Genomic DNA, 14761 nt, shown 5'->3' with positions numbered 1-14761 from the left:
GCTCATGGCCGTCGGAAGGTCCAGCGCCCGGCCGGGCTCGCCGGATCGAAGGCGGCGAGCGACGGCGTGCTCGCGCCGATCGCGACCAGCGCCAGGTCGCGGCGGCCGCCCGGCACCGTCTTGGGCTTGATGCGATAGCTGCCGTCGGTCAGTTGGTCGATCTGCCACAATTGCTCGGCCGCGCCGGTGAAGACGGGCACCGCCTCCACCTCGCCCGCGGCGGTCGCGGCCAGCGCCCGCGTCGTGCCGGCGATGGTCAGCCTGTAATAGGGTGCACCGAACCAGCCGCCCGCCCCGGCGACCGGCGTGATCGTCCAGAGCTGATGCGGCCGGACCATATAATCGGCGAGGTCGACGCGGACCCGCCCCTGCGGCCAGCCGGCGCTGTCCTGCGCGAGGCTCTGGTCGGGCAGCGGCGCGACGGGATCGCTCGGCTTGGCCATGAAGCTCGCCCGCGCGTCGAACGGGATGCGGACGAAATCGGTCGCGAGCCCCAACGCATAGCCGCTGCGCTCCGAGGCGATCTCATAGGTGCCGGGCACGACATTCTCGCCCGCCACCGGCCAGCCGTCGCGCCACAGCAGCGGCTGGATGCCGAGCACGCTGCGCCCGCTGCGATCCATGTCCGCTTCGTAATGCATCGAGAATTTCTCGACCCCGCCGTCGAGCTGGATGCGGCCGAAATGCCCCGGTCCGATCGACCGGCCGCGCGCGCTCACCACCAGCTTGCCGCCGCCGCGCAGCAACGGCACGCCCATATGATCGAGATACGGCCCGAGCGGACTGCGCGCCCGGCCGACGCGGATATGATAGGTGGAGTTCGGCCCGTCGCAGCAGGTGCCGTGCGTGCCGAGCAGATAATACCAGCCGTCGCGATACATCATCGCGGTCGCTTCCATGTCGATCGCGACATCGACCGGCTGGTTGCCGGCGACGCGCAGGCCGGTCTTCGGATCGAGCTCGACGATGCGGATTGGCCCGAAATAGGTGCCGTAGGTCAGCCACAGCCGCCCGTCGACGAGCAGGAAGGCGGGATCGATCGCATCCGCGGTCTCGACCCCGTCGCTCGACGCGACGACGCCGACGTCGTGATAGCCGAAGCGTGGCGATTTGGGGTCGAGCGACAGCGTCCACATGATCTTGACCTGGCTGGCATGGCCGCCCGACATGCCGCCGCCGCCGACCGCATAGGCGACGTAATAGCGCTCGCCAATCTTGATGACGTCAGGCGCGACGCCGCCGCCGGGGCGGACGGGCCCGCCATGCCACGTCCAGCCGTCGTCGGAGACGAGCCCGCCCTGCCGCGTCCCGAAGGTATACCAGCGGCCGTCCGACAGCGTGACGGTGGAAGGATCGTGGATGAACGGCTCGCCCGCCAGCTGCGCGGCGGCCGGAGTGGCAGATGCGAGCGCGAGCAGCAGGGCGGCGGAACGGATCATGGCGTCTCTCCCCGGATCAGCGCAGCACGGTGGACAGAGCGGTGATCGGCTTGCCGTCCGCATCGAGGAAGCGGAGGCAGAAGTCGCTCAGCCCCGGGCCGTTGATCACCGCGCCACGGATGACGTTGCGGCCCTTGCGCAGCGTCAGCCGGTCCGACAGCACGTCGTCCATCACCATCCTCCGGTCGTTGAACAGGCCGACCGCCTCCTTGCCGTTGAGCCACCAGATCGACGCGGCGTTGGACCCCACCGCCATCCGCACGTCGCGCATCTCGCGCGGGGAATCGACCACGGTATAGGCCCAGAAGATCACGCCATAGGTCGGCTTGCCGAGCCCCTGGGCGAGGTTGAACAGCTTGATGTCGAAGCTGTTCGAATCAAGCGCATGCCAGCGCAGCGGTTCGGCGGCGCGCACCGTATCGCCGTCGCGCGGCGTTGCGGTGAACTGGCCGGGGAAATAGTCGGTGGTGAGCGCGGTACGCACATAGCTGGCGGTGAAGCCGGCGTTGCTGCGATTGGGCTTGGCGATCGGTTCGAGCAACAGCCAGCGACGCAGGAAGCCGTCACCGTCCGGCGTCGCGGGGGCCGCGGCGGCGGGCGTGAAATAGGGTGCGATCCCGGCTGCCGGAGCCGCCTGTTGCCCGGCGGATGCAGGCGTCGCACCGATCAGCAGCGCCGCCGTCGCTGTCGTCAGCCAATGCGGCAGCGACGCACGCATCTGCGATCCCCGAAGGAACGAGAATCGCCAGCGGAAGCGGCGATTACTCCGAGCGTCACGGTCGATGGGCATCGCGGTCATCCCCTCCTGTCGTCACGCGGGCTGCAGTCTGCGATCGTCCGATCGCGCCGCCTCTGTCGTCCCGTGCGTGATGCGGAACCTATGCTGGTAACGCTATCGTGTCTATCGGCTGCGACGCTATTTCTTGGAGTAATAGCCTTTTACCCCGACGCACTTGCTGGCGCGCCGCCTTGGTAGCGGTATAACTCCCGCAACGGCCGACGCATCCGGCGTCAGGACGATCGGGAGAGACAAGGATGGCAAGACGAGCCATGATATTGGCGCTGGCGCTGGCCGGCAGCAGCGCGGCGATGGCAAGCGAGGCGCCGCGCTTCAGCCGCTTCACCTATCAGGGGCAATCGCAGGAGCAGGCGACACCGGCGGCAGGCGAATATCGCAACCCGATCCTGTCCGGCTATTATCCCGATCCGTCGGTGACGCGCGTCGGCGACGATTATTATCTGGTCAATTCATCCTTCGCGCACTTCCCCGGCCTGCCGGTCTTCCACTCGAAGGATCTCGTCCACTGGACGCAGATCGGCAATGCGATCGACCGCCCGGGCCAGCTCGACTTCACCGGCCGCCGCACCTCGGAAGCCGTCTTCGCGCCCGACATCACCTATCACGCCGGTACCTTCTACATCGTCAACACCTGCGTGTCGTGCAAAGGCAATTTCGTCATCACCGCGAAGAACCCGGCGGGGCCGTGGTCCGACCCGATCTGGCTGCCGTTCGAGGGGATCGATCCGTCGATCTATTGGGAGGGCGACCGCGCCTATATCGTCAACAACCGCGCCCCCGCCGAACCGCCGCGCTACGAAGGCCATCGCGCCATCTGGGTGCAGGAATATGACTGGCGCGCCGGCAAGATGGTCGGCGAGAGCACACAGCTGATCAACGGCGGCGTCGATATAGCCAAGAAGCCGGTGTGGATCGAAGGGCCGCACATCTTCCGCAAGGACGGCTATTATTATCTCACCGCGGCGGAGGGCGGCACCAGCGTCAACCATTCGCAGGTCGTGTTCCGCTCGCGGGAATTGCGCGGTCCGTATCAGCCGTTCGCGGGCAACCCGATCCTGACGCAGCGCGATCTCGATCCGGCCCGCCCCAATCCGATCACCTCGGTCGGTCATGCCGAGCTGGTGCAGACGCAGACCGGCGACTGGTGGGCGACCTTCCTCGCGGTGCGGCCCTATCAGGGCAATTACTATAATATCGGGCGCGAGACCTTCCTGCTGCCGGTGACGTGGCGCGACGGCTGGCCGATCATCCTGCCGCACGGCCAGACGATCCCCTTCACCGCCGCCGCACCCCGGCTGCCGCAGCAGCGCCCGCCGGCGCTGCCGACCAGCGGCGACTTCGCCTATACCGACACCTTCGCCGGACCGAAGCTGGCGATGCAGTGGATCGGCGTGCGCACGCCGCAGACGCCGGTCTATCATATCGACCGTCACGAACTGGTGCTCGACCGCGGCGCGGCGATGGGCGACCTCACCGGCGTGCCCGCCTTCGTCGCGCGCCGTCAGCAGCATCATAACGCGACGATCAGCACCACCGTCCGCTTCACCCCGGATGCCGATGGCGAACGCGCCGGCCTCGCGGCGATGCAGAGCGACCAGAACTTCCTGTTCTTCGGTATCACCCGCCTCGCCGGCAAGCCGATGGTCGCGCTCTATACCAGCGACAAGGGCGCCGAACGGCTCGTCGCCTCCGCCCCGCTCGCCGCGGCAGGCCCGGTGACGCTGACGATCCGCGCCACCGGCGGCACGATGGCCTTCGCCTATCAGGCGGGCGGCGCGACGCGGACGCTCGCCAGCGACGTCGACGCGCGCTTCCTCAGCACCGAAGCGGCGGGCGGGTTCGTCGGCACGCTGATCGGCCCCTACGCCTTCCGGCGCTGAAACGAAGAGGGGCGGCCCCGCAGGACCGCCCCCCCGTTCGTTGCGATGACCGGCGGATCAGCCCGCCATGTCCTCCAGTTCGCGACCCGCGGTTTCGTTGACCATCTTGCGGACGAAGAAGAACGACGCCGCCGCGAAGAAGGCGTAGCCGAAATAGGTCACCGACAGGCCCGGCGACACGGCCAGCGCCGGGAAGCTGACCGAGATCGCCGCATTGGCGATCCACTGCGCGAAGCCCGACACCGCAAGACCCGAGCCGCGGATCTGGTTCGGGAACATCTCGCCGAGCATCACCCACATCACCGGGCCCCAGCTGCCGTTGAAGAAGATCACGTAGAGGTTGGCGGCGATCAGCGCGATCATGCCGTTATGCCCCGGCAGCGAGACGGCGCCCGCCGCATCGGTGACCGCGGTCGAGAAGGCCCAGGCGACCACCGCCAGCGTCACCGCCATGCCCGCCGACCCGACGAGAAGCAGCGGCTTGCGGCCGATCTTGTCGACGGTCGCAATCGTGAACAGACACGCCGCGATCGACAGCACGCCCGACAGGATGTTGATCTGCAACGCATTGTCTTCGGTGAAGCCGACCGCTTCCCACAGCACCGCGCCATAATAGAAGACGACGTTGATGCCGACGAGCTGCTGGAAGATGGCAAGACCGATGCCCGCCCACAGGATGGGACGGATCTTGCCGGTGCGCTTGTCGCGCAGGTCCGACAGCTTGGGCTTGTGGTGATCGGCGGCGAGCGAGTTGCGGATCTCGCCGACCTTGCGATCGGCCTCGGCCTTGCCGAACAGGCGGGTGAGCACGGTGTGCGCCGCCTCCTCACGCCCCTTGGCCATCAGGAAGCGCGGGCTTTCCGGAATGACGAACAGCGCGACGAGGTAGATCGCCGCCGGGATCGCCTGCAGCCAGAACATCCAGCGCCACGCCGGATAGCCGAGCCAGAACGGCGCGGTCGAACCGCCGGCATAGCGGGCGAGGACGAAATTGGCGACGAACGCGCCGGTCAGGCCGGTGATGATCATCACCTGCTGCACGCTGGTCAGCCGGCCGCGGATCGAGGCGGGGGTGACTTCCGAGATGTAGACGGGCGAGATGACGCTCGCCGCACCGACGCCGAGGCCGCCGATGATGCGCGCGAAGATGAAGATTTCCGACCCGCTCGCCGCGCCGGCGAGCAGCGCGCTGACCAGGAACAGCAGGGCGGCGAGCATCATCACGTTGCGGCGGCCGATCGCATCGGCCATCCGCCCGGCGCCGAACGCGCCGATCGCCGAGCCGACCAGGATCGCGCCGACGTTGACGCCGATGCCGAGCCGGCCAAGCGCGAACGCTGCCTCCAGCCCCTTCTGGGTGCCGTTGATCACCCCCGAATCATAGCCGAACATGAAGCCGCCGATCGTCGCCACCGCGACGATCGCGGCGATGAAGCCGTGATTCGTGGCGGTCCCCCCCGCCCCCCTTGCCATATCCGTCATCGTCTCTCCTGTGCCGGTCACCGCCGGCGAATGAATGGACCTTAGTGGTTATGCCGTGGCGTACGCGCGGCGATACCCCGATATTTGAGTGCGAAGTCGAGGACGCCGCCCTGCCCGAGCTGGCCGGTCTTTTCCCGATACAGTTCCTCCCACGGCGTGTGGCTTTCGGCAATGGGGGGCGCATCACCGCCGCGCCGGATCGCGATCTCGGCCGCGTCGACCAGGGCGTCGCACCGTCCCGTATTGAGATCGACGCGGATCCTGTCGCCGGTCCGCAGCCAGGCGAGCCCGCTGCCGACCGCGCTTTCGGGGCTGGCGTTGAGGATCGACGGGCTGTCCGACGTGCCCGACTGCCGTCCGTCGCCGAGCGTCGGCAGCGTCAGGATACCGCGCTGGATGAGGTGATCGGGCGGCTGCATGTTCACCACCTCCGCCGATCCCGGCCAGCCGATCGGGCCGGCGCCTCGGATGACCAGCATCGAATTCTCGTCGATCCCGAGCGCGGGATCGTTGATGCGATGGTGGTAATCGTCCGATCCCTCGAACACCACCGCCTTCGCCTCGAAGACGTTCTCGCGCCCCGGCACGGTGAGATAGCGGTCGCGGAAGGCGGGGGAGATCACGCTGGTCTTCATGATCGCGAAGTCGAACAGATTGCCGGTCAGCACCAGGAACCCCGCCTGCTCCTTGAGCGGCTGGTCATAGGGCCGGATCACCTCGCGGTCGCTGGCAACGCGGCCGGCGCAATTCTCCGCGACGCTGCGGCCGGTGACGGTCAGGCAGTCGCCGTCGAGCTTGCCCGCGGCGAGCAACTCGCTCATCACCGCCGGCACGCCGCCGGCGCGGTGGAAGCGTTCGCCGAGGAACCGCCCTGCCGGCTGGACGTCGACGATCAGCGGCAGGTCGTAGCCATGATCCATCCAGTCGCTGGCGCGCACCTCGATCCCGGCATGCGCCGCCATCGCCTGGATATGCGGCTGCGCGTTGGACGATCCGCCGATCGCGGTGACCAGGCGGATCGCGTTGAGGAAGCTTTCACGGCTGAGGATGCGCGACGGGCGCAGATCCTCATAGGCCATGTCGACGATGCGACGGCCGGTCTCATAGGCGATCTGGCCGCGCTCGCGATACGGGGCGGGAATCGCGGCGCAGCCGGGCAGCGACAGGCCGAGCACCTCGGCGACCGCATTCATCGTCGAGGCGGTGCCCATCGTGTTGCAATGGCCCGCCGAGGGCGCGCTGTCGGTGGCACGCTGGAGGAACTCCTCCTCGTCGATCTCGCCCGCGGCGAGCTTCCGGCGCGAGCGCCAGATGACGGTGCCCGAACCGACCAGCTCGCCTTCATGCCAGCCGTCGAGCATCGGCCCGCCCGACAGGACGATCGCCGGAATGTCGACGGTGGCGGCGGCCATGATCCCCGACGGCGTCGTCTTGTCGCATCCGGTGGTCAGCACCACCGCGTCGATCGGATAGCCGTACAGCGTCTCGACCAGACCGAGATAGGCGAGGTTGCGGTCGAGCGCCGCGGTCGGCCGGCGGCAGTTTTCGAAGATCGGATGGACCGGAAATTCGAGCGGGATGCCGCCCGCGTCGCGGATGCCGTCGCGCACCCGCCGCGCCAGGTCGAGGTGGATGCGGTTGCACGGGCTGAGGTCGCTGCCCGACTGGGCGATGCCGATGATCGGCCGGCCCGAGCGCAGTTCCGCCGGCGTCAGGCCATAATTCATGAAGCGTTCGAGGTAGAGCGCGGTCATGTCGGCGCGGGCCGGGTCGGCGAACCAGTCGCGCGAGCGGAAGGGACGGACCGGTTGGCGTGACACGCTATACTCTCCACCTGGGCGATGCACTCGCTCACCCCTATTGGTATCGCTATCAGGCCAAGCCCGCACGTCAAGGCCGCAAACGGTCGTACCCGAGACGCCGACCTCCCCGCAACCGGCGCAATCCCGTTTCGATACGATCGATCGACGATCGATGCGCGGGCACCGCCTCCGACATCGAAATCCCCGGCCCGAACCGCTTGCGGAAAATCGATCGCCTGCATATGGTAGCGCTATCCCGCACTCGCGGCAGCTGCAGGCCTCGTCAGAAGGCCGTCATTAGGAAGGATCATCCGCCATGAGGCTTCGCCTCGCACTCTGCCTGACCGCCGCGACGATGGGCGCGACCGCCACGCTCGCCCTCGCGCAGGTCGCCAAGCCCGCCGCCAGCGAGCCACGCAGCCCGGACGGCAAGCGCTATACCGCACAGCCGCTGGTCAAGAACCTCTATTTCGCCGATCCGTCAGCGCACGTCTTCAACGGCAAGCTCTACGTCTATCCCAGCCATGATGTCGACGCGGGCATCCCCGACGACGATCTCGGCACGCAATATGCCATGCACGATTATCGCATCCTCAGCATGGATCGCCCCGGCGGCCCGGTGACGGTGCATCCGGTGGCGATCGACGTGAAGGACATCCCCTGGGCGACGAAGCAGACCTGGGCGCCCGACGCGGCCTATAAGAACGGCACCTATTATCTGTACATCCCGGCGCGCGACAAGGACGGCGTGTTCCGCATCGGCGTCGCCACCGGCAAGTCGCCGACCGGCCCGTTCAAGGCCGAACCGCAGCCGATCAAGGGCAGCTTCTCGATCGACCCGGCGGTGTTCACCGACAGCGACGGCCAGAGCTATATGTATTTCGGCGGCATCTGGGGCGGCCAGTTGCAGCGCTGGACCACCGGCCGGTTCGACCCCAATGCCGGCGACACCGACCTCAAGCAGGACGACAAGCCCGCGCTGTCGCCCAAGATCGCGCGCCTGACCCCCGACATGAAGCAGTTCGCCGAGGCGCCGCGCGACGTCGTCATCACCGACGAAGCCGGCAAGCCGGTGCTCGGCGGCGACCATGATCGCCGCTTCTTCGAGGCGTCGTGGACGTTCAAGCGCGGCGGCAAATATTATTTCACCTATTCGACCGGCGACACCCATTACCTCAATTACGCGATCGGCACGTCGCCCTACGGCCCGTTCCGTTATACCGGTCATTTCCTGATGCCGGTGCAGGGCTGGACCTCGCACCATTCGATCGTCGAGTTCAAGGGCAAGTGGTGGCTGTTCTATCACGACACGCAATTGTCGAATAAGAACTACCTCCGCTCGGCCAAGATGACCGAGCTGACGTTCAATAGCGACGGTACGATCCGTCCGATCAACCCGTTCAAGGACTAAGACCGGCATGTTCCTCGGCATCGATATCGGCACGTCCGGCGTCAAGGCGGTGGTGCTCGATACGCACGGCAGCGTCGTCGGTCAGGGTACCGCCGCGCTGACCGTGCAGCGGCCGCAGCCGCTCTGGTCCGAACAGGATCCGGACGCCTGGTGGCAGGCGACCACCGCCGCGGTCCAGGCGATCGACCCGGACGTGCGGCGCGCGGTACGCGGCATCGGCCTCGCCGGGCAGATGCACGGCGCGACGCTGCTCGACGCGGACGACCAGCCGCTGCGCCCGGCGATCCTGTGGAACGACGGCCGCTCCTTCGCCGAATGCGCCGAGCTCGAGGCGGCGACGCCCGATTTCCACACGGTGGGCGGCAACCTCGTCATGCCGGGCTTCACCGCGCCCAAGCTGCAATGGGTCCGCCATCACGAGCCCGAGCTGTTCGATTCCGTCGCCACCGTGCTGCTTCCCAAGGACTATGTCCGGTTGCAGATGACCGGCGACAAGGTCTCGGACCTGTCCGATTCGGCGGGCACTCTGTGGCTCGACGTCGCCGGGCGGCGCTGGAGCGAGACGCTGCTCGCCGCCACCGGCCTGACCGAGGCGCAGATGCCGACGCTGGTCGAGGGCAGCGCGGCGACCGGCCGGCTGCGACCCGAGATCGCCGAGCTGTGGGGCATGGCCGCGGTGCCGGTCGCCGGCGGCGGCGGCGACAATGCCGCGGGCGCGGCGGGCGTCGGCGCGGTGCGCGACGGCGATGCGTTGCTGTCGCTCGGCACGTCGGGCGTGATCTTCGTCGCCACCGATCGCTTCCGCCCCAATGTCGCGGGCGCGGTCCATGCCTTCTGCCACTGCCTGCCCGACATGTGGCACCAGATGGCCGTTCACCTGTCCGCCGCCTCGTGCATCGACTGGGTTGCCAGGATCACCGGCGCGGCGGGCGCCGCGGACCTGTTCGCGCGTGCCGAGCGCGCGGGGCCGGGTGCCGGACCGGAGCTGTTCCTCCCCTATCTCTCCGGTGAGCGCACCCCGCACAATGACGCGCAGGTCCGCGGCGCCTTCCTCCGGCTCGACAATGACACCGGTCCCGACCGGCTCGCGCAGGCGGTGCTGGAAGGCGTCGGCTTCGCGCTAGCCGACGGCCTGCGCGTGCTGCGCGACGCCGGCACGACGATCGAGCGCCTGTCGGTAATCGGCGGCGGCGCCCGCTCGCGCTACTGGGGCGAGACGCTCGCCGCGGCGATGGACGTCGAGCTCGTCTACCTCCAGGGTGGCGAGGTCGGGCCGGCACTCGGCGCCGCGCGCCTCGCCCAGCTCGCCGTCGACGGCGGCAATCCTGCCGAGGTCTGCGCCGCGCCGCCCGTCTCGCACGTCATCACGCCCCATCCGGCGCTCGTCGAGCGCCTTGCTCCCAAAGCCGCCGCCTTCCGCGACGCATACACCCGCATAAGGACCCTCTAATGGCCGACTTTTTCGCCGACATCCCGCAGATCCGGTACGAAGGACCGGACAGCGACAATGAACTCGCCTACCGCTTCTACGACAAGAACCGCGTCGTGCTCGGCAAGACGATGGAAGAGCATCTGCGCTTCGCCGCCTGCTTCTGGCACACCTTCTGCTGGCCGGGTTCCGACGTGTTCGGCGGCGGCACCTTCAACCGCCCGTGGCACCGTGGCGCCAACGACAGCGCCGCCGCGGCGGAGAAGCGCGAGGTCGCGTTCGACTTCTTCCAGAAGCTCGACGTGCCCTTCTATTGCTTCCACGACGTCGACGTGATGGCCGATGCCGCCAATGTCGGCGAGCATCGCCGCTATTTCGCCGAAGCGGTCGACCACCTCGAAAAGCTCCAGGCCTCGTCAGGCCGCAAGCTGCTCTGGGGCACCGCCAATCTATTCAGCCACCCGCGCTTCGCCGCCGGTGGCGCGACCAATCCCGATCCCGAAGTCTATGCCTTCGGCGCGATGCAGGTGCGCGACGCGCTCGAAGCGACGCATCGCCTCGGCGGCCAGAACTACGTCCTGTGGGGCGGCCGCGAGGGCTATGAGACGCTGCTCAACACCGACATGAAGCGCGAGCTCGACAATTTCGGCCGCTTCCTCAGCCTCGTCGTCGAGCACAAGCACAAGATCGGCTTCACCGGCACGATCCTGATCGAACCGAAGCCGCACGAGCCGACCAAGCATCAGTATGACTTCGACACCGCGACGGTCTACGGCTTCCTCAAGCGCTACGGCCTCGAGAACGAGGTGCGCGTCAACATCGAGGCGAACCACGCGACGCTGTCGGGCCACACCTTCGAGCATGAGATCGCCACCGCCGGCGCGCTCGGCATCTTCGGGTCGATCGACGCCAACCGCGGCGATCCGCAGAACGGCTGGGACACCGATCAATTCCCCAATTCGGTCGACGAGCTGACGTTGGCGATGATCGAGATCATCCGGGCGGGCGGCTTCACCACCGGCGGGTTCAACTTCGACGCCAAGGTGCGCCGCCAGTCGATCGACGCGGTCGATCTGTTCCACGGCCATGTCGGCGGCATCGACGTCGTCGCCAAGGGCCTGCTCAACGCCGCGGCGCTGATCGAGGACGGTCGTCTCGATGCCGCCAAGGAAGAGCGCTATGCCGGCTGGACGGGTGAGTTCGGCAACAAGATCGCCGGCCTCGACCTCGCCGGCATCGCCGATCTCGCGGTCGAGCAGAACATCGATCCGCAGCCGCGCTCGGGTCGTCAGGAGCGGCTGGAGAATCTGATCAACCGCTTCCGCTAAGAGAAGGGGGCGGGGCGTTCGTCGCCCTGCCCGCGCCGCTTATCCGTCAGGCCGGCCATGCCGCGCCTGACGGGCAAGCGCACCGAGGTCGCCGCCACGCCGATCAGCGGCGCACGCCCGCGGGACCGCATACCGACACCGGCGCCCCCAAGGGTCGCCATCCGGGACGCCGCAGACGGTGACCGGCGATTTGGGAGGATGACGATGCGCCGAGCCTTTGCCCTCGCCGCGCTGCTCGCGACCGCGCCGCTACCGGCGCAGGATCCCGCGCCGCAGCCGCCGCCGCACTATACCGCGATCCCGCTCTGGCCGGACGGTGCCCCCGGTGTCACCACGCGTCGCCGCGAGCCGGAGGTCGGCCGCGACTATTGGGTGCGCAACATCCACGATCCCTCGCTGATCGCCTTTCCTGCCGATGCGAAGAAGCGCAACGGCGCGGCGATCGTCATCATGCCCGGCGGCGGCCATAAATTGCTCGTCTGGACCAACGAGGGCACCAAGGTCGCCACCGCGCTCAACCGCATGGGCATCACCGCCTTCGTGCTCAAATACCGGCTCGCCAACGAACCGGGCTCGACCTATTCGGTCGAGGGCGACGCCGCCGACGATGCGCGCCGCGCGATCCGCTGGGTGCGCGCGCATGCCGCCGATTACGGCATCGACCCGGCACGCGTCGGCGCGATGGGCTTTTCCGCGGGCGGCGAGCTCGTCTCGCAGATCGCCGACAATCCCGAGCCCGCCGGTCGCCCGGTGCGCGACGCGATCGACCGGCTGCCCGCGCGGCCCGACTTCCAGGTGCTCGTCTTCCCGGGACCGCGCGGCATTCCCGCCAAGGCGATCGCCGCCGCGCCGCCCGCCTTCCTCGTCGCCGGCAGCCGCGATGCCTGCTGCGCCGCGCCGTCGGTCGCGCTGTACGAGCAGTTGCGCAAGGCCGGCGTCTCTGCCGAGCTGCACATGTACGCCGACAGCGATCACGCCTTCAATCTCGACGAGTCGGACCGGATCTCGATCCTGCACTGGCCCGACCGGTTGAACGACTGGCTCGCCGACAGCGGCTGGCTGTCGCCGCGCACCGCCAAATAATCCAAATCATCGGGAGAGAGACGCATGACGAAACGACTCCACGCCTTCGCCATCGCGCAATTGCTGCGCCCCCTCGCCATCGCCGGCTCCGCGTGCGCGGCCGCGACGCTGGTCGCCGCGCCCGCGGCAGCGCAGGACGACAAGATGGTGCCGATCGCCATTCCGGCGCAGCCCAACGCGATCACGCTCGCCACCGGCAAGCTGCCCGGCAATCCCGCGCCCGAGGCATGGCATCGCCAATATGGCAGCGTCTTTGCGCGCAACGTCACCGTCGCGACGCTCACCCCCTTCCTGCCCGATCCCGGCAAGGCGAGCGGGGCGGCGGTGATCGTCGCGCCCGGTGGCGGCTTCCGCACGCTGTCGATGGAGAATGAGGGCTGGGACGTGGCGCGCGCGCTCGCCGCCAAGGGCGTCGCCGCCTTCGTGCTCAAATACCGGCTCAACCCGACGCCGGCCGACATGCCCGGCTTCGAAAAGTCGATGACGGCGATGTTCACCCCCGGCGCCCGACCGCCGCGGCCCAACGCCGGCGCGATGGCGGCGACCCTCGCGCCGCAGATCGCCGATGCGCGCGCCGCCTTCGCGCTGGTCCGCCAGCGGGCCGGTGAGTGGCATGTCGATGCCGACCGGATCGGCATGATCGGCTTTTCCGCCGGCGCGATGCTGACGATGGCGACGACGCTCGACGGCGGCGACGCCAAGCCCGCCTTCATCGGCAACATCTACGGCCCGCTCGCCGCGGTCACCGTGCCCGCCGACGCGCCGCCGATGTTCGTCGCGCTCGCCGCCGACGATCCCTTCTTCGGCAACGGCGGCTTCGGCCTGATCGACAGCTGGCGCACCGCCAAGCGGCCGGTCGAATTCCATCTGTTCGAACAGGGCGGCCACGGCTTCGGCATGTATCCCAAGACGACGACGAGCACCGGCTGGTTCGACGAATTCGCCCGCTGGATGGATATGCACGGCTGGCTCAAGCCGCGCGGCTGAACGACGGCGGGGCGGATCGCATCCGCCCCGCCGGGCTGCAACGAAGACCCGCGACGGCCGGATAAAAGATGGTTAAGGATGCGCCCTTCGTGACGAGAGGGATCGCGGGTGCAGACCGGTGCAGTGTCCGTCGCCATGGCGACCTTCAATGGCGAGCGGTTCCTCGCCGAGCAATTGCGCTCGCTGGCGCAGCAGGATCACCTTCCCGCCGAACTCGTCATCTGTGACGATCAGTCGACCGATCGCACCGCGGCGATCATCGCGGACTTTGCGCGCACCGCCCCCTTCCCCGTCCGCTTCCATCGCAACGAGACGCGGCTGCGCTTCTCCGACAATTTCATGAAGGCGATCGCGCTGTGCGAGAGCGACCATATCGCCTTCTGCGATCAGGACGACGTCTGGCTGCCGGGCAAGATCGCCCGGTCGCTGGCAGCGATGACAGCGACGGGCGCGCTGATGTGCTCGCATCGCGTCGAGCTGATCGACGAAGCGGGCGCGCGGATCGGCACCTCGACCAACCTTTCGCGCCGTGCGCTGCTGGAGGGTGCGGGCTTCGAGCCGTGGGGCGTCTTCCTCGGCTTCACCTGCACGATCGATCGCCGGTTGCTGCATCTGATCGATCCGGCGATGCGGCCGCACGACCTGATCGAATATGAGCGGCCGATGTCGCACGATCGCTGGTTCTACCTCGTCGCCGGCCTGTTCGGCAGCCTCTGCTATATCGACGAGCCGCTCGCGCTCTATCGCCAGCATGGCGCCAATGTCTTCGGCCGCACCCGCACGACGAAACTCCATGGCCTCGCCAAGGCAGTGCGCAAATATCCGGCCTATATCCGGCAACGGGGGCGCATCGCCGCCGAGACCGCGAGCCTGCTGGCGCGGGTGCGCGATGCGATCGCCTCGCCCGAATTCGACGGCGCGGCGGAGCGCTGGTCGGGCGTCGCCGAATTCTATGCCGTGCGCGAGGCGGTCTTCAGCCAGCGGGCCCCGCTCACGCGGCTGCGGCGGCTGTTCGCCGCCTATCGGCGCCAGCTCTACAGCCGCGGCTGGGGACGCGGCGGGCGGTCGCTGATCGTGCAGGATGCCATCGCCGCGATCATCGCGCGTTAGCCCCGCCGGGT

At 68.3% G+C, this 14761-nt stretch carries 11 protein-coding genes; 7 read left to right on the top strand and 4 right to left on the bottom strand.

All coding sequences use genetic code 11. The annotated features are described in order from the left end of the window. Nucleotides 1–2: 2 nt before the first annotated feature. Both V8201_RS00680 and V8201_RS00675 read right to left on the bottom strand, forming a co-directional pair. Entirely contained in the window at nucleotides 3–1439 is a 1437-nt protein-coding gene (locus V8201_RS00680) for an arabinan endo-1,5-alpha-L-arabinosidase (protein WP_336544227.1), read from the bottom strand. A gap of 16 nt (nucleotides 1440–1455) precedes the next feature. Further along, nucleotides 1456–2157: an acetylxylan esterase gene (locus tag V8201_RS00675; protein WP_336544226.1), complete on the bottom strand. Its 702-nt coding sequence runs from the start codon at nucleotides 2155–2157 to the stop codon at nucleotides 1456–1458. A gap of 317 nt (nucleotides 2158–2474) precedes the next feature. On the opposite strand from V8201_RS00675, the gene V8201_RS00670 reads away from it, so the two are divergent. Then, nucleotides 2475–4118, top strand: coding sequence for a glycoside hydrolase family 43 protein (locus V8201_RS00670; protein WP_336544225.1), 1644 nt, complete (start codon nucleotides 2475–2477; stop codon nucleotides 4116–4118). 57 nt (nucleotides 4119–4175) lie between these two features. On the opposite strand, the gene V8201_RS00665 is transcribed toward V8201_RS00670, so the two are convergent. Together V8201_RS00665 and V8201_RS00660 are read right to left on the bottom strand one after the other, a co-directional pair. After that, on the bottom strand, nucleotides 4176–5600 hold the full coding sequence (locus V8201_RS00665) for a sugar porter family MFS transporter (protein WP_373276437.1): 1425 nt from the start codon (nucleotides 5598–5600) through the stop codon (nucleotides 4176–4178). Between the two features lie 41 nt (nucleotides 5601–5641). Beyond that, nucleotides 5642–7420 (bottom strand): IlvD/Edd family dehydratase, encoded by a 1779-nt coding sequence (locus V8201_RS00660; protein WP_037535545.1) that lies wholly within the window; start codon nucleotides 7418–7420, stop codon nucleotides 5642–5644. A gap of 337 nt (nucleotides 7421–7757) precedes the next feature. Here V8201_RS00660 and V8201_RS00655 point away from each other — a divergent pair, with 337 nt between their 5' ends. From V8201_RS00655 to V8201_RS00630, 6 genes are all read left to right on the top strand, one after another. Continuing rightward, complete coding sequence (locus tag V8201_RS00655; protein ID WP_336544524.1) at nucleotides 7758–8813, top strand: glycoside hydrolase family 43 protein; 1056 nt, start codon at nucleotides 7758–7760, stop codon at nucleotides 8811–8813. Nucleotides 8814–8820: 7 nt separating this feature from the next. Then, complete coding sequence (gene xylB, locus V8201_RS00650; RefSeq protein ID WP_336544224.1) at nucleotides 8821–10263, top strand: xylulokinase; 1443 nt, start codon at nucleotides 8821–8823, stop codon at nucleotides 10261–10263. Further along, a complete protein-coding gene (gene xylA, locus V8201_RS00645) occupies nucleotides 10263–11570 on the top strand; it encodes a xylose isomerase (protein WP_037535551.1) in 1308 nt (435 codons plus the stop codon). Before xylB ends, xylA begins: the two co-directional genes overlap by 1 nt. 198 nt (nucleotides 11571–11768) lie before the next feature. Further along, a complete protein-coding gene (locus tag V8201_RS00640; RefSeq protein ID WP_271299572.1) occupies nucleotides 11769–12653 on the top strand; it encodes an alpha/beta hydrolase in 885 nt (294 codons plus the stop codon). Between the two features lie 24 nt (nucleotides 12654–12677). Beyond that, the gene (locus V8201_RS00635) at nucleotides 12678–13640 is read left to right on the top strand and encodes an alpha/beta hydrolase (protein WP_336544223.1); all 963 of its coding nucleotides are present in this window, start codon (nucleotides 12678–12680) and stop codon (nucleotides 13638–13640) included. Between the two features lie 135 nt (nucleotides 13641–13775). Then, nucleotides 13776–14750 (top strand): glycosyltransferase, encoded by a 975-nt coding sequence (locus V8201_RS00630; RefSeq protein ID WP_051583560.1) that lies wholly within the window; start codon nucleotides 13776–13778, stop codon nucleotides 14748–14750. The last annotated feature ends 11 nt before the right edge of the window (nucleotides 14751–14761 follow it).

The sequence above is a fragment of the Sphingomonas kyungheensis genome (assembly GCF_037120395.1).
GTDB classification, from domain to species: Bacteria; Pseudomonadota; Alphaproteobacteria; order Sphingomonadales; family Sphingomonadaceae; genus Sphingomonas; species Sphingomonas kyungheensis.
The sequence above is the reverse complement of the archived record's forward strand: the minus strand, read 5'-3'. Positions and strand labels throughout refer to the sequence as shown.

Excerpts from the sequence above, each read along its gene's own strand:
- V8201_RS00680 (WP_336544227.1), bottom strand. The coding sequence starts at position 1,439 with ATGATCCGTTCCGCCGCCCTGCTGCTCGCGCTCGCATCTGCCACTCCG.
- V8201_RS00675 (WP_336544226.1), bottom strand. The coding sequence starts at position 2,157 with ATGCGTGCGTCGCTGCCGCATTGGCTGACGACAGCGACGGCGGCGCTG.
- V8201_RS00670 (WP_336544225.1), top strand. The coding sequence starts at position 2,475 with ATGGCAAGACGAGCCATGATATTGGCGCTGGCGCTGGCCGGCAGCAGC.
- V8201_RS00665 (WP_373276437.1), bottom strand. The coding sequence starts at position 5,600 with ATGACGGATATGGCAAGGGGGGCGGGGGGGACCGCCACGAATCACGGC.
- V8201_RS00655 (WP_336544524.1), top strand. The coding sequence starts at position 7,758 with ATGGGCGCGACCGCCACGCTCGCCCTCGCGCAGGTCGCCAAGCCCGCC.
- xylB (WP_336544224.1), top strand. The coding sequence starts at position 8,821 with ATGTTCCTCGGCATCGATATCGGCACGTCCGGCGTCAAGGCGGTGGTG.
- xylA (WP_037535551.1), top strand. The coding sequence starts at position 10,263 with ATGGCCGACTTTTTCGCCGACATCCCGCAGATCCGGTACGAAGGACCG.
- V8201_RS00640 (WP_271299572.1), top strand. The coding sequence starts at position 11,769 with ATGACGATGCGCCGAGCCTTTGCCCTCGCCGCGCTGCTCGCGACCGCG.
- V8201_RS00635 (WP_336544223.1), top strand. The coding sequence starts at position 12,678 with ATGACGAAACGACTCCACGCCTTCGCCATCGCGCAATTGCTGCGCCCC.
- V8201_RS00630 (WP_051583560.1), top strand. The coding sequence starts at position 13,776 with ATGGCGACCTTCAATGGCGAGCGGTTCCTCGCCGAGCAATTGCGCTCG.